General features: G+C 66.0%; 22 protein-coding genes and 2 pseudogenes. 8 read left to right on the top strand and 16 right to left on the bottom strand.

The window, feature by feature from the left end:
* The first annotated feature begins 51 nt into the window (after positions 1 to 51).
* Positions 52 to 234: a hypothetical protein gene (locus GDI_RS01765; RefSeq protein WP_012554308.1), complete on the top strand. Its 183-nt coding sequence runs from the start codon at positions 52 to 54 to the stop codon at positions 232 to 234.
* A 68-nt stretch (positions 235 to 302) separates the two neighbouring features.
* Entirely contained in the window at positions 303 to 524 is a 222-nt protein-coding gene (locus tag GDI_RS20560) for a DUF5681 domain-containing protein (RefSeq protein ID WP_390614219.1), read from the top strand.
* Positions 525 to 553: 29 nt separating this feature from the next.
* On the opposite strand, the gene GDI_RS01760 is transcribed toward GDI_RS20560, so the two are convergent.
* The 6 genes and pseudogenes from GDI_RS01760 to GDI_RS19580 all read right to left on the bottom strand — a co-directional run.
* Complete coding sequence (locus GDI_RS01760; RefSeq protein WP_012222646.1) at positions 554 to 1,612, bottom strand: IS481-like element ISGdi10 family transposase; 1,059 nt, start codon at positions 1,610 to 1,612, stop codon at positions 554 to 556.
* Positions 1,613 to 2,320: 708 nt separating this feature from the next.
* Positions 2,321 to 2,620, bottom strand: coding sequence for a HigA family addiction module antitoxin (locus tag GDI_RS01755; protein ID WP_012554307.1), 300 nt, complete (start codon positions 2,618 to 2,620; stop codon positions 2,321 to 2,323).
* The gene (locus GDI_RS01750; RefSeq protein ID WP_012222673.1) at positions 2,610 to 2,900 is read right to left on the bottom strand and encodes a type II toxin-antitoxin system RelE/ParE family toxin; all 291 of its coding nucleotides are present in this window, start codon (positions 2,898 to 2,900) and stop codon (positions 2,610 to 2,612) included. Before GDI_RS01750 ends, GDI_RS01755 begins: the two co-directional genes overlap by 11 nt.
* A gap of 111 nt (positions 2,901 to 3,011) precedes the next feature.
* A complete protein-coding gene (locus GDI_RS01745) occupies positions 3,012 to 3,728 on the bottom strand; it encodes a hypothetical protein (RefSeq protein WP_012222671.1) in 717 nt (238 codons plus the stop codon).
* Positions 3,729 to 4,315: 587 nt separating this feature from the next.
* Positions 4,316 to 4,969 (bottom strand): annotated as a pseudogene (locus tag GDI_RS01740) (IS110-like element ISGdi15 family transposase); the annotation flags it as partial.
* 247 nt (positions 4,970 to 5,216) lie between these two features.
* Positions 5,217 to 5,462 (bottom strand): annotated as a pseudogene (locus GDI_RS19580) (IS110 family transposase); the annotation flags it as partial.
* A 280-nt stretch (positions 5,463 to 5,742) separates the two neighbouring features.
* Between GDI_RS19580 and GDI_RS01735 the strand changes: the two are divergent.
* Entirely contained in the window at positions 5,743 to 6,273 is a 531-nt protein-coding gene (locus GDI_RS01735) for an RcnB family protein (RefSeq protein WP_012222669.1), read from the top strand.
* Between the two features lie 54 nt (positions 6,274 to 6,327).
* On the opposite strand, the gene GDI_RS01730 is transcribed toward GDI_RS01735, so the two are convergent.
* From GDI_RS01730 to GDI_RS01705, 6 genes are read right to left on the bottom strand one after another with little or no spacing between them, the layout of a single operon-like run.
* Positions 6,328 to 7,341, bottom strand: a complete 1,014-nt coding sequence (locus tag GDI_RS01730; protein ID WP_012222667.1) for a Gfo/Idh/MocA family protein — start codon at positions 7,339 to 7,341, stop codon at positions 6,328 to 6,330.
* 45 nt (positions 7,342 to 7,386) lie between these two features.
* Positions 7,387 to 8,880 (bottom strand): CoA-acylating methylmalonate-semialdehyde dehydrogenase, encoded by a 1,494-nt coding sequence (locus GDI_RS01725; protein WP_012222665.1) that lies wholly within the window; start codon positions 8,878 to 8,880, stop codon positions 7,387 to 7,389.
* Positions 8,881 to 8,914: 34 nt separating this feature from the next.
* A complete protein-coding gene (iolB, locus tag GDI_RS01720; RefSeq protein WP_012222662.1) occupies positions 8,915 to 9,715 on the bottom strand; it encodes a 5-deoxy-glucuronate isomerase in 801 nt (266 codons plus the stop codon).
* Positions 9,697 to 10,599, bottom strand: a complete 903-nt coding sequence (gene iolE, locus GDI_RS01715; RefSeq protein ID WP_012222660.1) for a myo-inosose-2 dehydratase — start codon at positions 10,597 to 10,599, stop codon at positions 9,697 to 9,699. Before iolE ends, iolB begins: the two co-directional genes overlap by 19 nt.
* A gap of 2 nt (positions 10,600 to 10,601) precedes the next feature.
* Positions 10,602 to 12,470: a 3D-(3,5/4)-trihydroxycyclohexane-1,2-dione acylhydrolase (decyclizing) gene (iolD, locus tag GDI_RS01710; RefSeq protein ID WP_012222658.1), complete on the bottom strand. Its 1,869-nt coding sequence runs from the start codon at positions 12,468 to 12,470 to the stop codon at positions 10,602 to 10,604.
* Complete coding sequence (locus GDI_RS01705; RefSeq protein WP_012222656.1) at positions 12,467 to 14,395, bottom strand: bifunctional 5-dehydro-2-deoxygluconokinase/5-dehydro-2-deoxyphosphogluconate aldolase; 1,929 nt, start codon at positions 14,393 to 14,395, stop codon at positions 12,467 to 12,469. Before GDI_RS01705 ends, iolD begins: the two co-directional genes overlap by 4 nt.
* Positions 14,396 to 14,655: 260 nt before the next feature.
* Between GDI_RS01705 and GDI_RS01700 the strand changes: the two genes are divergently transcribed.
* Positions 14,656 to 15,513: a MurR/RpiR family transcriptional regulator gene (locus GDI_RS01700; protein ID WP_012222652.1), complete on the top strand. Its 858-nt coding sequence runs from the start codon at positions 14,656 to 14,658 to the stop codon at positions 15,511 to 15,513.
* A gap of 165 nt (positions 15,514 to 15,678) precedes the next feature.
* Positions 15,679 to 16,854 (top strand): ABC transporter permease, encoded by a 1,176-nt coding sequence (locus GDI_RS01695; protein ID WP_012222650.1) that lies wholly within the window; start codon positions 15,679 to 15,681, stop codon positions 16,852 to 16,854.
* Between the two features lie 152 nt (positions 16,855 to 17,006).
* On the opposite strand, the gene GDI_RS01690 is transcribed toward GDI_RS01695, so the two are convergent.
* Positions 17,007 to 18,065: an IS481-like element ISGdi10 family transposase gene (locus GDI_RS01690; protein ID WP_012222646.1), complete on the bottom strand. Its 1,059-nt coding sequence runs from the start codon at positions 18,063 to 18,065 to the stop codon at positions 17,007 to 17,009.
* 166 nt (positions 18,066 to 18,231) lie between these two features.
* Between GDI_RS01690 and GDI_RS01685 the strand changes: the two genes are divergently transcribed.
* The gene (locus GDI_RS01685) at positions 18,232 to 18,942 is read left to right on the top strand and encodes an ATP-binding cassette domain-containing protein (protein WP_012222642.1); all 711 of its coding nucleotides are present in this window, start codon (positions 18,232 to 18,234) and stop codon (positions 18,940 to 18,942) included.
* Positions 18,943 to 18,987: 45 nt separating this feature from the next.
* The gene (locus tag GDI_RS01680; protein WP_012222640.1) at positions 18,988 to 19,932 is read left to right on the top strand and encodes a substrate-binding domain-containing protein; all 945 of its coding nucleotides are present in this window, start codon (positions 18,988 to 18,990) and stop codon (positions 19,930 to 19,932) included.
* Positions 19,933 to 20,028: 96 nt separating this feature from the next.
* Here GDI_RS01680 and GDI_RS01675 read toward each other — a convergent pair whose 3' ends face one another.
* The 3 genes from GDI_RS01675 to GDI_RS01665 are packed head-to-tail and all read right to left on the bottom strand — an operon-like array spanning position 20,029 to position 23,238.
* Positions 20,029 to 21,171, bottom strand: a complete 1,143-nt coding sequence (locus tag GDI_RS01675; protein ID WP_012222639.1) for a Gfo/Idh/MocA family protein — start codon at positions 21,169 to 21,171, stop codon at positions 20,029 to 20,031.
* Between the two features lie 26 nt (positions 21,172 to 21,197).
* A complete protein-coding gene (locus GDI_RS01670) occupies positions 21,198 to 22,034 on the bottom strand; it encodes an SDR family oxidoreductase (RefSeq protein ID WP_012222638.1) in 837 nt (278 codons plus the stop codon).
* Between the two features lie 7 nt (positions 22,035 to 22,041).
* On the bottom strand, positions 22,042 to 23,238 hold the full coding sequence (locus GDI_RS01665) for a phytanoyl-CoA dioxygenase family protein (RefSeq protein ID WP_012222637.1): 1,197 nt from the start codon (positions 23,236 to 23,238) through the stop codon (positions 22,042 to 22,044).
* Positions 23,239 to 23,329: 91 nt separating this feature from the next.
* Between GDI_RS01665 and GDI_RS01660 the strand changes: the two genes are divergently transcribed.
* Complete coding sequence (locus GDI_RS01660) at positions 23,330 to 24,430, top strand: LacI family DNA-binding transcriptional regulator (RefSeq protein ID WP_012222636.1); 1,101 nt, start codon at positions 23,330 to 23,332, stop codon at positions 24,428 to 24,430.

The following is a 24,430-nucleotide window of genomic DNA, read 5'->3' as shown; positions in this document are numbered from 1 at the left end:
CGTTGTTCGGGCGGGTGGATTACCCTCGGTTCGTCGGAGAGGGGAACAGAGATGAAACACTGGCTCGCCGTTGCCGCCCTCGCACTGGTCGTCGCCGGCTGCGCGGAGCGTCCACAGCACGAACACCGCGAAACGCCCGAGTGCATGAACTACCGGGCCATGATGACCGCGCCCATGGCGCCGGATGCAATGAAGCGGCTGCAGGCGCGGTGTGAGGCGTCGCGCATGCAGTAATCGCTGTTTTCCCTGCACAATTCCCTGATTTCCTTGCACGATGTCCGCCATGCACGATCGCCGGAAATATGCAAAGAGGGGCGCCGAACGTGCCTGATAACAGGCACCCTGAGGCGAAGGCCAACCGGGGACAGTTCAAGAAAGGCCAGAGCGGTAATCCCGGCGGCAAGCCGAAGGCGCTGCGTGAGGTGATCGAACTTGCGCGGGAGCATACCGAGCTTGCTGTTTCGCGCCTGGCCCACTGGGCAACGATGGCATCTCAACTTTGTAGAAGTTTGCACTTAATCTGACGGACGGCTTGAAGTGGCCGGCGTGGATGCTACGCGTTCATGTGGTGTTCGACGTGGCGCCCGATATCTTTTTCGCGGGCGTGGTGGGCTGCGTCAAGGAAGGTTTGCATCGGGGTTTTGCCGAAGCAGTATCGTCCCTGGTGGGTGCGATTGCGGTTGAAGTCATCCATCCATTCGTCGAGGTCTGCCTGGAGTTCGTGGATGCTGTCGTAGATCTTGCGGCGAAAAGTGACACGATAGAACTCGTCGAGCATGGTCTTGTGGAAGCGCTCGACGATGCCGTTGGTCTGCGGGCTGCGCGCCTTGGTGCGGGTATGGTCGATGTTCTCCACCGCCAGATAGAGTTCGTATTCATGGCGGTCATGAGAGCCGCAGAATTCGGTGCCCCGGTCGGTCAGCACGCGCTGGAGCGGGAGATCGTGCAGCTCGAAGAAGGGGATGACGCGGTCGTTGAGCAGGTCGGCAGCGGTAACCGGGGTCTTGCGGTCATAGAGCTTGGCGAAGCCGACCTTGCTGTAGGTATCGACGAAGGTCTGCTGGTAGACGCGACCGACGCCCTTCAGGGTGCCGACATAGAAGGTATCCTGGGCGCCGCAATAGCCGGGACATTCGGTCTCGAACTCGCCCCAGGCCTCCTTGTCGGCCTTGGCCTTCTCCAGGGCCGCAAGCTGGCTTTCGGTGAGGATCAGCCGTTCCTGGGCCATCTTGGCTTCGAGCGCCTTGAGGCGGAGCTTCATGGTAGCGAGGTCGTGGCGCAGCCAGATGCTGCGCACCCCGAAAGGAGAGACGGTGACGCCGCGCTTGAGCAGTTCGTTGGCCACGCGGGCCTGGCCCCAGGCCGGTTGTTCGATGGCGATCGCGACCACTGCTTCCTCAACCGCCGGCTCGACGCGGTTTTTCAGCAAGGGTTTGCGGCGGGAGAGTTCCTGGAGCGCGATTTCGCCGCCTTTGTCGTAGAGCTCCTTGAAGCGGTAGAAGCTGTCGCGCGAATACCCCATCATCTTGCAGGCCTGGGAGACGTTGCCCAGTTGCTTCGATAGTTCCAGCAGGCCAACTTTGGCGCGGATGATCTTCTGGTCACGGGTCATGAGGATATCCTCCGATGGCTGCGGCGGGGGCTGCGTCGCCCGGCCACTCCGCCCCCGCCGCAGCCCTGGTTGAGCTTCAGCAGACACCATCCGTCAGATTTAGTCGAGACTTCTACATCAACTTGATGTGCCGTGAAGATGGGGTGATATAGAGGCTGGACATTGGAGGACGCGTTCTGTGTCACCGGCCCCCCATCGGACGGCTTTACTGTCCGGAATTTTAATATTTGTGTCCCTGCTCGCGCTGGATGCGCTTGATTTGTGGCCACACTCGCTGCTGCGGGCCGGCCTTGTGGGCGGCGTCTGCTGGGTAGTTTCGTTATGGCTCTGCCGCCGGTTCAGCGCCCAGCGGCCCGACTGATCGCGCCTCCGGGCGGCTTTGACGTCGTCCGGATCAATGCGGATTCGTCCAATCAACGACGGCGACGAAGGCGAAGCAGAGCGAGCCCAGAGCTACAGGCACAAGCGAAGCTTTTCCCCAGCCCCCGCCATGAGGGACATAACAACAACGGATCGGACGCGAGGCGACTCTAAACAGCCACCTCAGACGCTTCGTTGAATCGCGCAGGCAGCGGTATGTCTCGGCGATTTCCAACATATCGCTTGGCGCCAGGGCGCATTTCACTTTCTTTTCCGCCATCTGCCTCGCGGCATCCGTCATCTTCTGGTTGCCGTAAGGAGTCCTGACTTTAGGCGTGCGGCCATCCGTCAGGCCGCGACCAGCCTGCGGACGCGCAATTCCCCTTCATGCTTGCGCGCCTGGGCCATGTCATGGGCCACCTGCATGCGCATCAACGTGTCGGCCTTCACGCCAAATGCCATTTCGAACCGAATCGCCATGTCAGCCGAAAGGCGACCCCGTCCATTCAGCAGTGCGCTGAGCGCCTGCCGCGACACGCCGAACTCCCCCGCCAGATCATTGATACGGATGCCGTTCGGCTCGACGACCTCGGTCTTGAGCCATTCGCCGACGTGAACCGCCAGGGACGGATGCATTTTAAGAGCCATGATAATCCTCCAGATCCATATCCTCGATCGCGCCCTGATCATTGACCCGAAACGTCAGGCGCCAATTCTTCGTCACGGTCATCGACCACGTTCCGATACGATCGCCGGTCAGAGGATGAAGACCGTAGTTCGGAGGCACTGAAAGTTCGTCCAGCGATGCCGCCGCATTGATGAAGGCCAGCATATTGCGCAGTCGGTCCACATCCCCGACCAGCCCCTTGGGATTTCCCTTCTCGAAGAACCGGCGCAGCCCTTTGTGGGCGATGCTTTCGATGTCCATGAACGTAAAGTGTTGCTTTACATCGGGCGTGTCAAGCGCTGCTTTACATATTGCCTGTGGCGAAACGGGCGCAGTTGCCGCATCCAGATCGCGAACCCTGCATTGAATAACTCAACAGGCCCGAACCAGCCTGACCAGTGGCACGGAAGTGACGAAGGTATCCGTAGCACTCGTGCGCCAGGGTAAAATCAGCCTTTCGTAGCGAGACCAGAATTTGGAGCCGTCGTCGCGTGTCACGAGTGCCTCGATCAGTTCCAGGCGCGGCGCCTGCTGCTGGGCTACCGTGAAATATCCGCGGGTGGTCGGGATGATATAGTCGCTGTCGGGCAGGTCCCTGACATCGCGGCCCAGGAGACTGTCACAGGAACGATCGCCATATGACCTGTAGCTCTGCGGCCATGATTCGATCAGGCAGCGATCCTGGCCCGGCATCCAGGCCACGCCGCCGCCCCCGAAGGCCGGGTTGGCGGTCATCCTGGCGATGTTCCGCGTGGTGGCATAGCGGTTTTGCTGCTTCCAGAGCTTCAATGCGGTGCGCAGGTCGGCGCGTTTCGGACCCTGAAGCCGGTCCAGGGACAGGCCGATGATGTTGGGCACGCGTGGCAGCCCGGTTTCGTCCGGCGCCGCGGCCCGCAGCGCGTGCAGGCGCGCAATGGCGTCATTGAGATTGCGTATGACTTCCAGCGGCGCAACCAGCGTGCCGACGCGTTCGAGGACGATGTTCCGGGGTGACTGGTATAGCAGGATCTGGATGACGGCCTGGAAGCACGACGCCGGGAAACATGCCGGCTGGAAGCGAATGCGCGTATAATGCGGAAATGTCGCCATGGCCGCGAATCCAAGATTCCGGATGGAATCCGAAACCATATCGTAATCACTGCGAAAGCATCCGATATATTTAAAAAATTCGTTACTATACGGATGCAGGATTTTTCCGTCGGGACTGATCAGTATTTCCATAAACCGTCACTTTGGCACTATATCAGGGTTTATAGAGCATTAATCCTGCCCTCTTAATCGGGCGGGTTTTTTGGTCAAGTTTTTCATTCTTCGTTTTCCTTTAGCTTCCTTTCACGATCACAGTTCTGCTCCTGGACTGGCATCTCGGCCCTGACTGAGGGTTCGTGGCACGCCGTGCACTCTTCCGCGCTCAGCGACGACTGATATGCCGCCCCATCCGTGGATGGGCGGCCGGCCTTTCGTCGTGGCGCATTTTGCCATCGGATTCACGGGGCAGCATCACAGGCACTCGAGCGGAGTCCCACGAGGCGTTCACCTGCGCGTGCTCCAGGCAAGATATCGTGCTTCCCGTCGTCCTCGACTGCACCCTTCCCCATCCGCCTTGGCGGATCTCCCTGTTCAGAACGCCGCGGTCATCCCGACACGCGGCGGAACATTCCTTTGCAGCTGGACACTCACGCGAGCGCCCGCGGCAATTTGCGGTTCTTGCAAGCGATATGACGGGCCCGCTCTTCGGGATCGACGGCCGGACCGCCGTCATAGACCGTTCCGTCGAGCCACATGGCATGCATGATCACGGCCATCTTGCGCGCCACGGCGACCGCCGCCTTGCGATGGCAGGACCGTTTCGCCAGTTCCAGGCCCCAGGTCCGCAGCTTGTCGCGCCCCTTGAAACGCGTCAGCAGGACCGACGCCGCTTCATAGAGGGACCGCCGCACCTCCGGATCGCCGGCCTTGCTGATGCGTCCCTGCACATCGATGCTGGTACCCGACTGCCAGCGCCGCGACGTCAGGCCGAAATACGCCGCGACGTCGCGCGAGCGCCGGAAGCGCGACGGATCGTCGATCGCCGTCATCACGCCAAGCGCGGTCACCGGCCCCACCCCCGGAATGGCCATGAACCGCCGGCACACCTCGTCACCCGCGACGATCCGCACCACCAGCTTGTGCAGCCGGGTATATTCTTCCCAGAGCACGGCCTTCGCCCGCAGCATCGCCTCCATGAGATCGCGGGTCAGCGCGTCCTGCGCCACGGCCTCGCGAACGGCGGTGTCGAAGCGCGCCCGCGAGACCGTGCCCAGGCGGATACCGAACGCCCTCTTAATCGGGCGGGTTTTTTGGTCAAGTTTTTCATTCTTCGTTTTCCTTTAGCTTCCTTTCACGATCACAGTTCTGCTCCTGGACTGGCATCTCGGCCCTGACTGAGGGTTCGTGGCACGCCGTGCACTCTTCCGCGCTCAGCGACGACTGATATGCCGCCCCATCCGTGGATGCGCGGCCGGCCTTTCGTCGTGGCGCATTTTGCCATCGGATTGGCAGCTGCGCCGACATCGGCGGAGTCCCGCAGGTGTTCCTGCGCGTGCTCCAGGCAAGATATCGTGCGCCGTCAGGTCCAGCGCCAGCATCTCCGGATGCGCCTGGGCGACAGGGAACCTGCCTCGTGACCCATACGGCGCAGGCGCGGCAGGAACGGCTTCACGGGATCCCTGAGCGCAGCCGGGTCCGTGGCCACCGTCGTTTCCAGATGCACGGGCCCTGCTCGTCCACCACACAGACCGCCGTTTCGTCGATCGACACATCGAGACCGCAAAAGAATTCCATCGCACGCCTCCCGCGCTGCTGTTTCACCGCGGCAACTCTACCTTCTTTCCGGCCCGGGAGACCGCCAATCGACGACGACCGCTCAGGCCCGATTACGGCTGGCACCGGAAGAGCGCGGAACACGTATCGGCGCCCCGCCGTTGCCTGTGGGGGGCTTTCGGTGTCATCTGGCGGGAAGGGCTCGGGGCCGCATGGAAGAGCCTCCACCGTCTGTTACGAGTCCGGCCAATTTTCGCCACATCTGGAGAGGCTTAATGGTGTGGCAAGGAAAGAGATTTGGATGTCCATCAAGATGAACCGCTTCATGGCGCTTCTCATGGGTCTGGCCCTGGCGGTCGCGCCGGTTGTCGCGAACGCCCAGGGCGGGCCGGGAGGACATGACGGCGGTGGTCGCGACGGCGGTCACGGCGGCGAGGGCCCCCGAGGGGGTGGTCCGCGGGGTGGGCCGGGCGGCGGCGGCTTTCGTGGTGGCGATTTCCGTGGGGGCGGCGGCCCGCATGGTGGCCGGTGGCGCGCCGGGGACCGCTATAATGGCGGCGGCGTGTTCGTCGACAACTGGCGGGGGTACCACGGCCTGTACGCGCCCCCGCGCGGCTATCGCTGGATCAATTACGGCGGCGGCTTCCTGCTGGCCGCCATTGCGACGGGCGTGATCGCCAACGTCATCGCCGACGGGGCGTATGGCGGTGGATATGGCGCGGCCCCCGCGCCCTACCCGGCGGGAACCGCGTATCCGGCCTATGGCGCGTATCCGGGCGCGCCCGCGCCATACCCCGCCGCGCCCCCGCCGCCGCCGCCACCGGGGTACTGATTTCACGGATTCGGCGGGGTGCCTCGATCGGGGCGTCCCCGCCGAATCCGGGCATTACCGGCTGTAGAAGGCCGGTTTCGCGATCATCTCGATCGGTTCGATCCGCCCGCTTTCCTGCGCGCGGACGCAGGCATCGGCCGCGACGGAGGCCGCATAGCCCGCCCAGGAATCCGGGCCGGCCGGCGAGCCGGTGGAGGCCCGGTCGATGAAATCCTGGATTTCCGCGTCATAGGCGTCGATGAAGCGGTATTTCCAGTCGTTCATGATGTGGCGTGACAGTGTCTCGCCCGTCTTGACGGGAACGGCGGGCGGGTCCGGCAGGTTGGCCTGCCCCAGTTCGCCGACGACGGCGCACTGGATGTCGTAGCCGTACTGGCAGTTGACGAAGATTTCGACATCGATGCGGATGCCGCGCTTCGTTTCCAGCAGGGCGATCTGCGGGTCGCGCATGTGGGGCAGCGCCTTGCTGGTGCGGCGGGGGAAGATGACCTGCGCCGAGACGTATTCGCCATCCAGCAGCCAGCGATGCACGTCCAGTTCATGGACCAGCGTGTCGGTGATGGCCATCTCGGTCTTGTAGTTCGGCCCCACGCGCTGGTTGCGGTGCATGGCGTGGACCATCAGTACGTCGCCGATGGTGCCGTTATCCAGAATGGCCTTGAGGTCGAGATAGCCGGAATCATAACGCCGGTTGAAGCCGACCTGCACCAGCCGCCGGCCACGCGCCATTTCGGCTTCCATGATCCGCAGGCAGTCGGCCGCGTTGGTCGCCAGCGGCTTTTCGCAGAAGACGGGCTTGCCCGCCGCGATCGCGTCCAGCACGTATTCCGCGTGCGTGCCGCCCCAGGACGTGACCATGACGGCCTGCACGTCCGGCCGGGCGACCAGGTCGCGGGCGGTGTCGCATATCACCGCATCGGGTGCCCATTCCTGCGCCGCCCTGCGGGCATTGTCCGCATTGATGTCGTTCAGGGCGACGATCCTTCCGCCCGACAGGGCCCGGCTGACGCGCCTGATATGATCCTGGCCGATCGCGCCCGTACCGATCACGCCGATTCCGAGTGTCATGTGGCTTCTCGTTTTCTGTTCTTGGTTTTCTGGAAGCGATCCGGATCAGCCCAGTGTGGGCATGACGAATTCGGCACCCGCGCGGGCACTTTCCGGCCAGCGCGCGGTCACGGCCTTCAGCTTGGTGAAGAAGCGGATGCCTTCGGGGCCGTGCATGTGGTGGTCCCCGAACAGCGACCCCTTCCAGCCGCCGAAGGAATGGAAGGCCATGGGCACCGGGATGGGCACGTTGACGCCCACCATGCCGGCCTGCACCCCATGGACGAAGCTGCGCGCCGTATTGCCGTCCCGCGTGAAGATCGCGGTGCCGTTGCCGTACGCGTGGTCGTTGACCAGGCTGATGGCGGATTTGAAATCGGGCGCGCGGACGACCGCCAGCACGGGGCCGAAGATTTCCTCGCGATAGATGCTCATGTCCGGGGTGACGTGGTCGAACAGGCTGCCGCCGAGGAAGAAGCCCTTTTCATAGCCCTGCAGGGCGATGGAGCGGCCGTCGACGACCAGGTCCGCGCCCTCGGCCACGCCGGCATCGACATAGGACCGGACCTTGTCGCGATGCTGCGCGGTGACCAGCGGCCCCATTTCGCTTTCGGGGTCGGTGCCCGGTCCGATCTTCAGGCCGCGCACCTTCGGCGCCATCGCGTCGATCAGCGGTCCCGCGACATCGCCCACCGCGACCGCGACCGACAGCGCCATGCAGCGTTCGCCGGCCGAGCCGTAGGCGGCGCCCATCAGGGCGTCCACGGTGCGCGGCAGGTCGCAGTCGGGCATGATGATGGCGTGGTTCTTGGCCCCCCCCAGCGCCTGCACGCGCTTGCCCTGCGCCGCGCCGGTTTCATAGATGTAGCGTGCGATCGGCGTCGATCCGACGAAGCTGACCGCCTTGATGTCCGGGTGGTGCAGGATGTCGCCCACCATGTCCTTGTCGCCCTGCACGACCTGGAACACCCCGTCGGGGAAGCCGGCTTCCCTGAACAGGTCGGCCAGGAACAGCGAGGCCGAGGGGTCGCGTTCCGAGGGTTTGAGGATGAAGCAGTTGCCGGTCGCGATGGCCATCGGCGCCATCCACAGCGGCACCATGACCGGGAAGTTGAACGGCGTGATGCCGGCCACCACGCCCAGCGGCTGGCGCAGGGTCCAGGCGTCGATGCCGTTGGCGACCTGTTCGGTATATTCGCCCTTCAGCAGTTCGGGGATGCCGGTGGCGTATTCCACCACCTCCATCCCGCGCGTGATCTCGCCCCTGGCGTCCGACAGCACCTTGCCGTGCTCGGACGTGACGATGGCGGCCAGGTCGCCCGCGCGGCGTTCCAGCAGGTCGCGCAGCCGGAACATCAGGCGCGCGCGGGTCAGCGGCGGCGTGGCCGCCCAGGCGGGAAAGACGGCCAGCGCGGCCCGGACGGCGTCGTCCAGGTCCTGCCGCGTGCCCAGCGCCAGTTGGTGGGCGACCTGGCCCGAGGACGGGTCGAAGACATCCGCGCGCCGCGTGCCTTGGCCCTCGGTCCGCTTGCCGCCGATGAAGTGGCAGATGAGGCTCATGTCGGAACTCCGTAACCTGCTGGGCAGGTCTGCATCAGTAGGGAAGATGGGCCTGGTCGGGGTCCATGGTGAATTTCCATTGCCGCACCGGTCCGGCCATGACGTTCAGGTAATACAGGTCGAATCCGTGCGGCGCGCCGACCGGGTGGTAGCCCTTCGGCACCAGCACGACGTCGCCGTCGGCGATCGCCATCGCTTCGTCCAGCGATCCATCCTTGGTATAGACCCGTTGCAGGGCGAAGCCGCTGCCGCGCTTCAGGCGGTGGTAATAGGTTTCCTCCAGATAGGTCTCGTTCGGGAAATCGTCGGTGTCGTGCTTGTGGGGCGGGTAGCTGGACCAGTGGCCACCGGGGGTGATGACCTCGACCACCAGCAGCGTTTCCGCATCCGCCGTGTCGGGCAGGATGTTGCGCACCAGGCGCTGGTTGGTGCCCGTACCCCGGGTCAGTTGCCCGACCTGGTCCGGCCCGATCAGGCGCGGCGGGTAGAGCCCCCGCGCGGGCGAGGCGCAGATGGCCAGTTCGACCGGCCCCTGCGCCTGGACCCGCCAGGCCGAACGGGGCGGCAGGTAGACCGACCACGGCAGGCCGTCGAACGGATTCGTCCGTTCCCCGATCACGCCGAAATCGATATCGGCCCCCGTGACGCGCGCCCGGCCCGAGATCAGCACCAGGCAGATTTCGGTATCGTCGGTCTGCCCGACGGCCACGGCGCCGTCGCGCAGGGTCCGTGCCTCGAACCCCACGAAGCGCCAGCCGGCGCTCTGGGGCGTGACCGAGACCACGCGCCCGGCATCGTCCGGCGCGTGGGGATGGATCAGGAGGCGTGACGGCATGACAGCAGCCCCGCATCGTGCAGTGTTCTGGCAAGGTAGTTCCGGCCCATGCGCGCATAGGTCAGCGGATTGGCGCGGGCCGGGTCCTGTTCGGCCTCGATGACCACCCAGCCGTCATAGCCGGGAAGGTTGCGGAACACGGCGGGAAAATCGATTTCACCGTCGCCCGGGACCGTGAACACGCCGTTCAGCACAGACCGGAGGAAGCTCCAGTCCTGCGCGTCGGCCTGGGCACGGATGGCGGGGCGCACATCCTTGGTGTGGACATGGGCGATGCGGTCGCGATAGCGGGCGGCCAGCGCCGCCGGGTCCGCCCCGCCCCACCAGGCATGGCCGGTATCCAGCAGCAGGTGCACCGATTCCCCGGTCAGGCGCATCAGGGTGTCGATGTCGGCGGGCGTCTGCACCACGGTGCCCATATGGTGGTGATAGACCAGCTTCAGCCCCGCCCGGGCCACCGCGTCACCCACGATCGTCAGGCGCCGTGCGAAACCCTGCCAGTCCTGGCTGTCCAGGACCGGGCGGGCGGAGAGCGGCACGTCGATTTGCGTATGCACCGTGTTGGACGTTTCCGCGAAGATCATGACCGGTGAGCCCATGGCGCGCAGCAGTTGCAGATGGTCCTGCATGGCGGCGATTTCGTCTTCCGCGCTGCGGGTCAGCAATTCGCAGGAATACCAGCCGGAGATGCAGGCCAGGCCGTGGGGGGCCAGCGCCGCGCGCAGGGCGTCCGGCGTGCGGGGGAACTTGTTGCCCAGTTCCAGGCCCTCCATCCCGGCGCTGTGCGCCTCGGCCAGGCAGGTTTCCAGCGGGGTCTCGCCCCCCAGTTCCGGCATGTCGTCGTTCGACCAGATGATGGGGTTGGCGCCGATTTTTGCGGACATGGTCAGTTTCCGATGCGTTGGGAATTGCGCTTGCATTCGTATTCCGCGCGGGCCTGGTTCACGCCCGGGCGGGCGGAGATTTCGGGCACCGCCACGTCCCACCACGCGCCGCCGTCCCGCGTCGTCGGCATGGGATCGGTGTCGATGACGATGACGGTGGTGCGGGCGGCGTCGCGGGCCTGGCGGACCGCGTCCTCCAGCGCCGCCAGGCCGGACACCTTGACGGCGTCAGCGCCCAGGCTGCGCGCGTGGGCCGCGAAGTCGATGGCGGGAAATTCGTGCATATGCATCGAATTTTTCCACAGATTGTTGAACGGCGCGCCGCCGCATGCCTGCTGCAACCGGTTGATGCAGCCATAGCCGTGATTGTCCAGCACGACGATGGTCAGCCTGAACCCCAGCATCACCGAGGTCGCGATTTCGGAATTCAGCATCAAATAGGAGCCGTCCCCCACCATCACGATGACCTCGCGCGACGGATCGGCCATCTTGACGCCGAGGGCGCCGGCCAGTTCGTACCCCATGCAGGAAAAGCCGTACTCCATGTGGTAGCCGCCCGGCCTGTCCGCCCGCCAGTGCTTCTGCAGTTCGGCCGGAAGCCCCCCCGCCGCGCAGACGACGACATCCGTGGGCGTGCCGGCGCGGCGCACGGCGCCGATCACCTGCGCGTCGGACGGCAGGGCGCCCGATGGCGGGGCCGAGGCCGAAGATGCCGCCAGGCAGCGCGCCGAGATTTCCAGCCATTCGGCGCGGGCGCGTTCGGCCATGCCCGTCCAGTCGCCTTCCGCGCGCCAGTCCCCCAGGTGCGCGTCCAGCGCCGCCAGCCCCACGCGCGCGTCGGCCAGCAGCGGCTGCGCCTCGTGCTTCATGGCGTCGAACGCCTGCACGTTCAGGCCCACGATCCGCATGTCGGGGTTCTGGAACAGGCCCCAGGACCCGGTCGTGAAATCCTGCAGCCGCGTGCCGATGGCGATCACCACGTCGGCCTGCGCCGCCATGGTGTTGGCCGCGCTGGTGCCGCTGACGCCGACGCCGCCCATGTTCATGGCCAGCGTGGCCGGCAGCGCGGATTTCCCCGCCTGGGTTTCCCCGGCGGGAATGCCGCGCGCGGCGCAGAAGGCGGCCACCTGCTCCCCTGCCCCGGAATACGGCACGCCGCCGCCGACCACCACGAAGGGCCGCCGCGCCGCGCGGATGATGCCGGCCGCGTCATGCAGATCCCGTTCGTCGGGGGCGGGGCGCCGGGGCCGGTGGATGCGCTCGGCGAAGACATGCTCGGGATAGTCGAACGCTTCCGCCTGCACGTCCTGGCACAGCGCGAGCGTCGCCGGGCCGCATTCGGCGGGATCGGTCAGCACGGCCATGGCGCGGGCGAAGGCGGGAATGAGCTGTTCCGGCCGGGTGATGCGATCGAAATAGCGCGATACCGGGCGGAAGGCGTCATTGGCGGTGATGGTGCCGTCCCCGAAATCCTCGACCTGCTGCAGCACGGGATCGGGCACGCGGTTGGCGAACACGTCGCCGGGCAGCAGCAGCACCGGCAGGCGGTTCACGTGCGCCACGGCGGCGCCCGTGACCATGTTCAGCGCGCCCGGGCCGATCGAGGTGGTGCAGGCCATGGCCCGCCGCCGCCGCTGCGCCTTGGCATAGGCCGTGGCGGCGTGGACCATGCCCTGTTCGTTATGGGCGCGGAAGGTGGTGATGTCGTCGCGCTGGGCGTGCAGTGCCTCGCCCATGCCGGCGACGTTGCCGTGGCCGAAAATGGCCCAGACACCGCCGAAGAACGGCACGATCTGGCCGTCCAGCTCGGTCTTCTGCGCGCACATGGCGCGGACCAGCGCCTGTGCCATGGTCAGGCGGATCGTGTTCATGACCGTTGTCCCGTTGCGTCGGTGGTGCGCGGCACCGCCTGCCAGGCGGCGACGAAGCGCGCGAAACGGCGGCTCATTTCATCGACCGCGCCTGCGTCGTCCAGGCTGCCCGCGAACCAGGCGCGTGCCGGGTCGCCGAAGATGGTGCGGCCGATCGCGAAGCCCCGGACCCAGGGCGTGACCGCGGCGGCCTGGAACGCGGCCAGCAATTCCTGTTCGGGCGCGTCCAGGCCCAGGATGACGACGCCCCGGCAATCGGGGTCGTTCGCGCCGATCACCTCGCCGATGGCGTGCCAGGCGGCGGGGCTGGACTGTCCTTCCAGCTTCCACCAGTCCGGGCGCAGCCCGGCGGCGTAGAGCATCTGCAACGCGCGGGACACCGTGTCGTCGCGCATCGGGCCGTTCTTGCCGGCGATGATTTCCAGCAGCAGCTCGCGGCCGGTCCGGCGGCAGGCATCCTGCGCGCGCAGCATTTCGCGTTCCTGGCGCTGGCGCAGGGCCTCGTCATCGTCCGGGTGGTAGAAGCACAGGCATTTCACCACCTGGTCGGTCGGCCATTCGGTCAGGTGGGCGCCCAGGCTGCCGCCGAACTCGAAATCCAGCGGGCGCGAGGCCGGCAGTTCGATCGGGCGGGCCGTCCACAGACCGCTCTTCGACGCGGTGAACAGCGCGTCCTGGCCGTAGCGCCCGTCCATGAAGACGCCGAAGCCCGGTGCGCCGTTCGCCACCCTGACCGCCGCCTGCACCGCGAGCGTCTTGAACTGCGGAATGCGCGACAGCGGGGCCCCGGCTTCCAGCGCGATGGCTTCGAGCTGGATGCGATGGTCGCAGGCCAGCGCCATGACCGGATAGGCCTGGGCGCGCCGCGTGGTGACCCAGTGCAGGTGATTCAGCGCGACATCATGCCGCAGCGCGGTTTCCACGCTGCCATGGTCGAGGAAATAGGTCAGTTCCCGCCAGGTCGGGATTTCGGGCGAGCACAGCAGGCGCGACACCGCGAAGGCGCCGCAGGCATTGGCGTAGCGGCAGCAGGTCTCCAGCGCCTCGCCCCGCACCCAGCCGCGCAGGAAGCCCGACATGAAGGCATCGCCCGCGCCCAGCGTGTTGTAGACCTCGACCGGGAAGCCGGGGCCGGAAATGCCGTCATCCAGCCGGTCCGGGATCGCACCGTCGAACACCACGCAGCCCATCGGCCCGCGCTTGCACACGATGGTGGCGGCCGAGCGCGCGCGGATGGCGCGGATGGCATCCAGCGTGTCTTCCGACCCGCCGGCGATATGCAGTTCCTCCTCGGTGCCGACGATCAGGTCGCAGTCCGGCAGGATCGGCGCCAGGTGGCTGGTGACGGTGTCCGATCGGACATAGCGCGCCTCGCCGTCCCCGATGCCGGCCAGGCCCCACAGGTTGGGGCGGTAGTCGATGTCGAACACCACCTTGCCGCCGGCGGCGCGGATGATCCGCATGGCCTTGCGCTGCGCGGCGGCGGAGCCGGGCCGGGCGAAATGCGTGCCGGTCACGACCAGGACACGGCTGGACCGGATCAGGGCCTCGTCGATATCGCCCTCGTCCAGGGCGCTGTCGGCGCAGTCGGTGCGGTAGAACAGCAGCGGGAACGTGGTCCGGTCGCGCACGCCCAGGATGGCCAGCGCGGTGAAGCGGGCCGGGTCGGTGTGCACGCCCCGCACGTCCACCCCTTCGCGGCAGAGCTGTTCGCGGATGAAGCGCCCGAAATGCTCGTCCCCGACCCGGGTGACCAGCGCCGATTTCAGGCCCAGCCGCGCGGTGCCGATGGCGATGTTGGCGGGGCAGCCGCCGACGGCCTTGCTGAAGCTGGCCATGTCCTCCAGCCGGCCGCCGATCTGCTGCCCGTACAGATCGACCGACGCGCGGCCGACCGTCACGACGTCAAGTGCAGGGTTCGTCATTCCTTACCTCTTTTCGGGCGACCTCTTGGCGGGCCTGCTTGGCGGCGATTTAGGGATAAATGTTCCCTTTGCGTCAAATCACAGAACGTTTATTCCGTTTTCCAGCGGGCAATTCCGGCGCCTTCCGGGTGTCAACATCATGATTATTCTTGGTTATATGGCCGAAATCCCGGCGCGGGCGGCCTGAACATGAATGTTCCATTGCATTTCATTCCGTGAAATAACCGACCCCATATCCCCTTGCCCGATACGAGAGCACGATGCCCAACGACATGGCCGCCGGATCGATCCCGATTCAGGATTTCGATGTGCTGCGCGACGATATTCGCGCCCGCTACGATTCGCTGCCGAAGCGGCTGGCCCAGGTGGCGGATGCGATCATGGCGGCGCCGGACGATTTCACCTTCGGGACCGTCAGCAGCGTCGCGGCCGTGGCGGGCGTCCAGCCTTCCACCATCATCCGCTTCGCACGGGCCTTTGGATTTCACGGGTTTTCCGACATGCAGGTGGTCTTCCGCGAGCGCCTGCGCGGCCGGGCCTCGACCTACCAGACGCGGCTGGATGCCCTGCGGGGCCCCGACGGCGCCAGCCCGCCGGCCACGATGCTGCTGGAGGGTTTCGCCCACGCACTGGAACAGTCGCTGACGCGCCTGCGTGCCGGCATCGACGCCGAGCGTCTGGAACGCGCCTGCGCCGTCCTGGCCGAGGCCGAGACCCTGTTCGTCCTGGGGCTGCGGCGGTCCGCGCCGGTGGCGGATTACCTGTCGTACCTGCTGAACAAACTGTCGATCCGCCATGTCGATGTCCGGTCGGCCACCGGCATGGAGGACGAGATCGCGTCCTTCGCCACGCACCGCGACGCCGCGATCGTCATCAGCTATTCGCCCTATGCCCGGCGTACGATCGAAGTGTTCAACCAGTTCCAGGCGGTGGGCGTGCCGACGATCGTGCTGACCGACAGTCCGTTCAGCCCCGTCGTGCCCGCCGGCGGGCTGTGGTTCGAGATTCTGGAACAGGATTTCCAGGGCTTCCGGTCCAATGCCGCCGCGACGGCGCTGGTGATGACGCTGGCCACGTCGGTGGCCAAAATCCGTGACGTAAAGGGCAGAAAACGGTAACGGCCGCCCCGTCCGCGGGCAGCACAAACGCGTGAGAAGCGCGCGGGCCGGGGCGGATGACGCGTTTGCGCCTTGACCTTGCGGGGACAAGAACGGAATGTGCGTTCCGTAGACATATAAAAATAGAAACGACGGTTCATCCTGCGTTTCATGGAGAATAATCGAATGTCTATCGAACCTTCAGGTGGGCCGCTGCTGGCGGCCCGGCCGGGCGCGGTCCTGCCCCCGGCACCCCGCGCACCGGACGGGGCCGGCACGCCGGACGAGCGGCTGCGCCATTCCTCGCTTCTGGTCCGGGCCATGCGCCGGCCCGAACTGGGCGCCATCGGCGGACTGGTGCTGGTGGGGATCTTCTTCGCCTTCACCGCCGACCGGTCGATGTTCTCGCTGAACGGCGGGCTGGCGATCATGAACCCCTCGGCGCAGCTCGGCATCATGGCGGTGGCCGTGGCGCTGCTGATGATCGGGGGCGAATTCGACCTGTCCATCGGGTCCATGGTCGCGTTTTCCGGCCTGGCCTTCGGCATCTTCCTGCTGCAATGGCACCTGCCGCTGCTGCTTTCGATCCTGCTGACCCTGGTGGTCGCGGCGATCGTGGGCACCATCAACGGCCAGCTGGTGATCTGGACGCGGCTGCCGTCCTTTATCGTGACGCTGGCCTTCTTCTTCATCCTGCGCGGCCTGTCCCTGGTCGGGCTGAAGGCGGTCACGGGCGGCACCACCCAGTTGCGCGGCTTTACCGAGGCCGCGTCGGACAGCATCTTCACGCCGCTCTTTTCCGGCTTCGCCTTCGGCGGCCCGTTCCGGTGGGCGGCGCATCACGGCCTGATCGCGCTGCTGCCCGACGGCACGCCCGCCGCACCCGGCATCCCGATCGCGGTGATGTGGTTCGTCGGCCTGACCGCGCTTTCGACCTGGTGCCTGTTGAAGACGAAGCTGGGCAACTGGATCTTCGCCAGCGGCGGCGACCCCAGGGCGGCCCGCAATTCGGGCGTGCCGGTGGACCAGGTCAAGACCGGGCTGTTCATCCTGACCGCGTGCGCCGCGGCGCTGGTCGGCATCCTGACGGTGCTGGATGCCGGGTCCACCGATGCGATGCGCGGCACGCAGAAGGAATTCCAGGCCGTGATCGCCGCCGTGATCGGCGGGTGCCTGCTGACGGGGGGATACGGATCGACGCTGGGCGCCTTCTTCGGGGCGATCATCTTCGGCGTGGTGTCGATCGGGCTGAGCTACACCACGTTCGACAGCGACTGGTTCCAGGTCTTCCTCGGGGTGATGCTGCTGATTGCGGTGATCTTCAATAACAACCTGCGCCGGAAGGTGACGGGGGAGCGTTGAGCCATGAATTACATCACACCACGTGGGACATCCTCGGGGCATGGCGGTTCGGACGCGGTCGATCTGCCGCCGAAGGGCACGCCGATCATCGAAATCAAGTGTAGAAGTTTGCACTTAATCTGACGGACGGCTTGAAGTGGCCGGCGTGGATGCTACGCGTTCATGTGGTGTTCGACGTGGCGCCCGATATCTTTTTCGCGGGCGTGGTGGGCTGCGTCAAGGAAGGTTTGCATCGGGGTTTTGCCGAAGCAGTATCGTCCCTGGTGGGTGCGATTGCGGTTGAAGTCATCCATCCATTCGTCGAGGTCTGCCTGGAGTTCGTGGATGCTGTCGTAGATCTTGCGGCGAAAAGTGACACGATAGAACTCGTCGAGCATGGTCTTGTGGAAGCGCTCGACGATGCCGTTGGTCTGCGGGCTGCGCGCCTTGGTGCGGGTATGGTCGATGTTCTCCACCGCCAGATAGAGTTCGTATTCATGGCGGTCATGAGAGCCGCAGAATTCGGTGCCCCGGTCGGTCAGCACGCGCTGGAGCGGGAGATCGTGCAGCTCGAAGAAGGGGATGACGCGGTCGTTGAGCAGGTCGGCAGCGGTAACCGGGGTCTTGCGGTCATAGAGCTTGGCGAAGCCGACCTTGCTGTAGGTATCGACGAAGGTCTGCTGGTAGACGCGACCGACGCCCTTCAGGGTGCCGACATAGAAGGTATCCTGAGCGCCGCAATAGCCGGGACATTCGGTCTCGAACTCGCCCCAGGCCTCCTTGTCGGCCTTGGCCTTCTCCAGGGCCGCAAGCTGGCTTTCGGTGAGGATCAGCCGTTCCTGGGCCATCTTGGCTTCGAGCGCCTTGAGGCGGAGCTTCATGGTAGCGAGGTCGTGGCGCAGCCAGATGCTGCGCACCCCGAAAGGAGAGACGGTGACGCCGCGCTTGAGCAGTTCGTTGGCCACGCGGGCCTGGCCCCAGGCCGGTTGTTCGATGGCGATCGCGACCACTGCTTCCTCAACCGCCGGCTCGACGCGGTTTTTCAGCAAGGGTTTGCGGCGGGAGAGTTCCTGGAGCGCGATTTCGCCGCCTTTGTCGTAGAGCTCCTTGAAGCGGTAGAAGCTGTCGCGCGAATACCCCATCATCTTGCAGGCCTGGGAGACGTTGCCCAGTTGCTTCGATAGTTCCAGCAGGCCAACTTTGGCGCGGATGATCTTCTGGTCACGGGTCATGAGGATATCCTCCGATGGCTGCGGCGGGGGCTGCGTCGCCCGGCCACTCCGCCCCCGCCGCAGCACTGGTTGAGCTTCAGCAGACACCATCCGTCAGATTTAGTCGAGACTTCTACAAATCAAGGATGTCCGCAAGGAATTCGGGCAGGTCATCGCCCTGGCCGGCGTGTCGCTGACCGTCCGGGCGGGCGAGGTGCTGTGCCTGCTGGGCGATAACGGCGCCGGCAAGTCGACGCTGATCAAGACGCTGTCGGGCGTGCATGCGCCCACCAGCGGCACGTTCCTGGTCGATGGCCAGCCCGCCCATTTCCACGGCCCGCGCGACGCGCTGGCGGCGGGGATCGCCACCGTGTTCCAGGACCTTGCGATGATTCCGCTGATGTCGGTCACGCGGAATTTCTTCATGGGGCGGGAGCCGGTGCAGGGCGTCTTTCCCTTCCGCTGGGTGGATTTCAAGGCCTGCCGCCGCATCACCCATGACCAGATGAACAAGATCGGCATCGACGTGCGCGACCCCGACCAGGCGGTGGGCACGCTGTCGGGCGGCGAGCGCCAGTGCGTGGCCATCGCGCGGGCCGTCTATTTCGGCGCGCGGGTGCTGATCCTGGACGAACCGACATCGGCGCTGGGCGTCGCGCAGACCTCGATGGTTCTGAAATATATCGACCAGGTCAGGAACAGGGGCCTGGCCGTGGTCTTCATCACGCACAATGTGCGGCATGCCTTCGCCGTGGGGGACAGTTTCACGGTCCTGAACCGCGGCAAGACGCTGGGTTCCTACCGGAAGTCGGAAATCGACATGGACCGCCTGCAAAGCCTGATGGCCGGCGGGCGGGAGATGCAGAAGCTTTCGGACGAACTGGGCGGGATGGTGTAGCAGGCTTCCATCATTCCAAGACGACGATAACAAGAAGAGAAAGAAATGAAAAAATCGTCCGTTATCGCGGCAGGCATCCTGGCGCTTTCCAGTGCCGCGTGGGTCCCCGCGGGCCGCGCCGCCGACAAGTCGATCAACATCATCATGGTCACCCATGGACAGGCGGCCGATCCCTTCTGGGCGGTCGTGCGCAACGGCGCCAAGGTCGCCGCGCAGCAGGCCGGCGTGCATGTGGAATTCCGCCAGCCCGACACGTTCGACATGACGCAGATGGCAAACCTGATCACCGCCGCCGTCAGCCAGCACCCCGACGGGCTGGTGGTCAGCGTGCCCGACGTGGATGCGCTGTCCGGCCCCATTCACAAGGCCCTGGCGGCCGGCATCAACGTCATCGCCACCAACGCGGCGGCGGAAACCGCGCGCCAGGTCGGCGTCGGCCTGGATGTCGGGCAGGAGGAATCCACGGCCGGCGAGGCCGCGGGCGCCGCGATGAAGAAGGCCGGCGGCACGAACGCGCTGTGCGTCAACCAGGAACCGGGCAACGTGGCGCTGGACCATCGCTGCGCCGGATTCGCGAAGGCGTTCGGAAAATCCAAGGTCCTGCCGGTCGATATGGATACCAGCAGCACCAAGGCCAAGATCCAGGGCGCGTTGCGGGCCGATCCCACGATCGACACGATCATCGGGCTGGGCGCCGAGACCGTGGGTGAACCCGCCGTCTCCGCCGTCAAGGCGCTGGGCCTGACCGGCAAGGTGCGGGTGGGCGCGTTCGACCTCGCCCCCGGCTTCCTGCAGGAAATCCGCGACGGCCAGGCGCTGTTCGCGGTGGACCAGCAGCCCTACCTGCAGGGCTATCTGCCGGTGATGTTCCTGGCCCTGAAGGTGCGGTACGGGATGATGCCGGCCAGCGACGTGGCTTCGGGCCCCAGCCTGGTGATGAAGGACCAGGCTGCGTCGGTGATCGCGCTGTCCGGACAGGGTATCCGGTAGAACCAGGCCGCGAAATTCATCCGGCGTGCCGTCATCGGCACGCCGGATTTTTTATGTAATATATTCCATTTTTCCGAATCACGTGATTTTCCCACCTTATTGGGCGGGAACGTCCATCCACTGCCGGGTCCGGGACGAATCCCGGACGGCTTCCATGACCATGGCGGTGCGCAGCGCATCGCGGAAGGGTGTCTCGGCGGGCGCCACGCCGCAGACGGCGTCGATCAGGTTCCGGACCTCGATGACCTTCAGGTCGTTGAAGCCAAGCTGATGGCCGGCGCCGGGGGTAAAGGCCCCGTAGGGCGGATAGGCGGGCGAGGCGGTCAGGCGCGTGAAGCCACGGCGGTTGGCGGCCTGCCCGGATTTGAACAGTTCCAGTTCGTTCAGGCGTTCCTGCGTGAAGCGCAACGCCCCCTTCGACCCGGTGACGTCGAACGACAGGCCCATTTCACGCCCGGTCGCGACCCAGGACGTGAACAGCGTGGCGGTGAACGGGTGGTCCTGGAAGCGGGCCAGGATCGCGGCCTGGTCGTCGATGCCGACCCGGTGCGACTGGCCGTCGGACGACGTGCGCGTGGGATAGACGGTATCCAGGCCGGCGCAGACCGACGCGACCTCGCCCAGCAGGTAGCGGCTCATGGAAATCAGGTGCGAGCCGATATCGGCCAGTGCGCCGCCCGCTTCCTCGGGCTGGAAACGCCAGGACCAGGACCCTTCGGGCGTGCCCATGAAGCCGGCGATATACTGGCCGGAAAACCCGATGATGTCCCCGATCTCGCCACTGGCGATGATTTCCTTCGCCGTGTGGACCATCGGGTTGCGCAGGTAGTTGAAGCCGACCTGCGTCACCACCCCGGCGCGCTCGGCGGCCTCGGTCATGGCGCGGGCGTCTTCCAGTGACGTGGCCAGCGGTTTTTCGCAATAGACATGCTTGCCCGCCGCGATCGCGGCCAGGGCCATCGGGGCGTGCTGGCGGTTGGGCGTGGTGATGGCGACGATATCGACCGCCGGGTCCAGGACAAGCCGTTCCCATTGCGCGGTGAAGCGCGCGAAGCCGAGTTCATAGGCCGCGCGCGCCGCCTTGTCGGCGGAGATGTCCGCCAGGATTTCCAGCCTGGGCTCGGCGGCCAGGGGGAAGACCCCGCCCACCGTGCGAAAGGCCAGCGCATGGGCCTTACCCATGAAACCGCTGCCGATCAGCCCTATGCCCAGCGTGCGTCTTGAAACGTTTTTCGTCATGACCTGCTCCTGGTTTCTTTTTTTCGTTATTCGCCGTGCAGGCGCATGGCCTGGGCGGGATGGGGCGAATCATCGTACGCGCCCCAGACCGACTGGTCGAAACAGATGACCGATCCCGTCATCAGGCCGGATTCGGCGCTGGACAGATAGGCGCAGGCGCGCGCGACCTCCTCGGGGCTGATCAGGCGGCCGAAGGGCTGCGTCTGGGCCGCGTCCTTCAGCCAGCCCTCGGACGCGCCGTGGAATTCGCGCTGGATGCGGTCTTCGCCGTCCGACGCCATCCAGCCGATATTCAGCGCGTTGACCCGGATGCGATTGCGCAGCAGCGCATAGGCGGTATTGCGGGTCAGCGTTTCCAGCGCCCCCTTCGAGGCGCAATAGGCGGCGATGAAAGGCTGCCCGCCCATGGCGGACATCGAGCCGATATTGACGATCGTGCCTTCGGTCGATTCCCGGATCATGATCTTCACGGCGTCCTGGATCAGGAAAAAGAGCGCGCGCACGTTGACCGCCATCATGCGGTCGAACAATTCGGGCGTGGTGTCCAGGATGGTGCCGCGATCGGTCAGTCCCGCCGCGTTCACCAGCGCGTCGATCCGGCCGAACGCGCCGTCGCACGCCTGCACGACGGCCCGCACGTCGTCCATGTCCGCGAGGTCGGCGGCCACGAAGCGCACGTCGGTATCGAAATCGCGCCGCAGCCGGGCCGCGACGTCTTCACCCTTGTGACGGTTGCGGCCGCAGATCACGATCCCCTTGGCGCCGCGCTGCGCGAACACGGTGGCGATGGCGGCACCCAGCCCCTGCGTGCCGCCCGTGACCAGGGCCACCTTGCCCGTCAGGTCGCCTGTCTTCGTCGTCATGTTTCGCTTACTCCCCTTTTTTTCTTGCGTCCTGCGCCAGCAGCGCCTCGACGAACAGATGCTCGCTCCACCGCTCGTCCAGGGCCTCGTGCATCAACTGGGCCTGGGTGCGGGGGGCGAGGTTATGCAACGGCGGATCGCGATCGAGGTTCGTGGGAAACGAATAGCCCTCGGCGCAGGCCGCGACCGTATTGCCGATGCCTTCCAGATCCAGGATGTTTTCGGATTTCAGGGTACCGAGCGCGGAGTACAGCGCCGCGCACATGCGCGTCCTGTTCACCGTTTCCATGGCCCGCCCGAATGCCGAGGAGATCTGCAGCAGGTTCGCCAGCCGGCCGATATCGCGCGACCTGTTCGCGCCGGCGGCATGGATTAGGGCGGGGTTGAAGAAGACCATGTCGCCCCGGGACAGGGGAAGCTGGACATGGTGGGCGTGGAAATACTCCACGAAATCGGGCCGGGTGACCGCCAGATAGCCCGCAAGATAGGTCTGGCTGTAGGGCAGGAACAGCGTCGGCCCGCTTTCCAGCGGCATGTCGACATGCGCCACCGCGCCCTGCAGCGTCAGCATCGGCGAAAGCTGATGGACGTGGCGCGGATAATGCGCCATGGCGTCCGGACTCTGGAAGCCCAGATGGTAGTCGCGATGGGGCGCCTGCGCGCCGCCGCCGGGATTGACGCGATTGACCTGCGCCGTCACCTGGTAGGCGGGGCCGAGCCAGGCCCGGGCCAGAAGGGCGATGACGGGATTCGCGTAATAGCGGGCGAAATTCCCGGGATCTTCCAGGCAGTGCTTTTCCAGCGCGTTCCACACCCTGTCATTGGCGCCCGGCTTGGCGAAATGGTCGCCGCCGCCGCTCTGGGTGCGCCGTTCCTCGTCGATGATCCGACCGAAGACCGAACTGGCCTGATCCAGCACGCCGGGATCGTCCATCGCGCCACGGAAGACCGCGACGCCGGGGCCATCCGCCAGCAGGGCGCAGAGTTCCGATTTCACCGCGACGGCGCGTTCCGCGTCGTTCCGGACGAGGGCCGCCAGTTCCTGCCCGTCATAGATCGGGATGTTCCGTTCGATCGCGTGGGCGTGGGGGTAGTGCGCGGGATCGGCCGTGCGTTCGACCAGTTTCCTGAAGGACGGCAGGTCGCAGTCGGCCTGGGTGAGCGTGGACGGCTGAGTTCTTGTCTTGCTCTCGTTGTTTTTCATTGTCCGCCTCCTTGAGACGCCGTTACGCTACAGGCGTCGCGGGTGCGAAACAGACTGGAAAACCATCAAAAACCCATCAGACGGCGGCGCCATGACGCATATGTTCCCGATCAAGGATATCGCCCACCAGGCGGGGTTGAGCATGGCGACGGTGGACCGTGTGCTGAACGCGCGGGCGGGCGTCAGCCGGCAGACGGGCCTGCGCGTCCGTGCCGCCATCGCGGAACTGGAACGGCAGGAGGCACGGGCGCTGCTGCCGGGCCGGAAGATGACGATCGACGTGCTGATGGAGGCGCCGCGCCGCTTCACGACCGAGGCGCGCGCGGCGTTCGAGGCCGAGATGGCGGCGTTCGTGCCGCTGGTGTTCCGCTGCCGCTTCCACCTGATGGAAACCGAGGGCCCGGCGGCGCTGGCGCGGGCGATCGACCGCATCCGCCTGCGCGGCACGGACGGCATGCTGGTCAAGGTACCCGATACCCCGGTGATCCATGCCGCCGTGGCGCGCGCGGCGGCGGCGGGGATCACGGTCGTGACGTTCGTCACCGACCTGCCCTCGGCCCCCCGGGCGGCCTATGTCGGGGTCGACAACCGGGCGGCGGGCGAGACGGCGGCCTATCTGGTCGGCCGGGCGCTGGGGGCGCAGGCGGCCACGGTGCTGGTCACGATTTCCAGTTCCCGGTTTCGGGGCGAGGGCGACCGGGAAAAGGGATTCCGCACGGTCATGCGTGCCTGTTACCCGTCGATCCGGGTGACGAGCGTCTGCGAGGGACGCGGGCAGGATGCGGAAACCGGCCGGCTGGTCCACGACGCGCTGGCGGCCGACCCGACGATCTGCGCGATCTATTCGATCGGCGGCGGCAATCGCGCGACCCTGGACGCGTGCCGCGAGATGGGCCGGGCGATCCGCATCTTCGTGGCCCATGACCTGGATGCGGACAATCGTGCCCTGCTGGCCGGGCATGCGATCGACTTCGTCCTGTACCATAACCTGCGGGCGGACGCCCGGGCGGCGTTCGACGTGTTCCGGCACGGTGCCTTCTGCAGGGGCGAGAGCGTGGCGCGCCTGTCGTCGGTGGAAATCGTGACGCCCTACAATCTTCCGGTCAGCCCGCCGGACATCGGGCCGCCGGACATCGGGACCGAGCGGCAGATCCGGTGGAACGCCCCCGCGTGGGGCGCGCCGTCCGGATAG

It is taken from the genome of Gluconacetobacter diazotrophicus PA1 5 (assembly GCF_000067045.1).
Lineage (GTDB): Bacteria > Pseudomonadota > Alphaproteobacteria > Acetobacterales > Acetobacteraceae > Gluconacetobacter > Gluconacetobacter diazotrophicus.
This window is presented reverse-complemented; position numbering and strand designations above follow the sequence as displayed.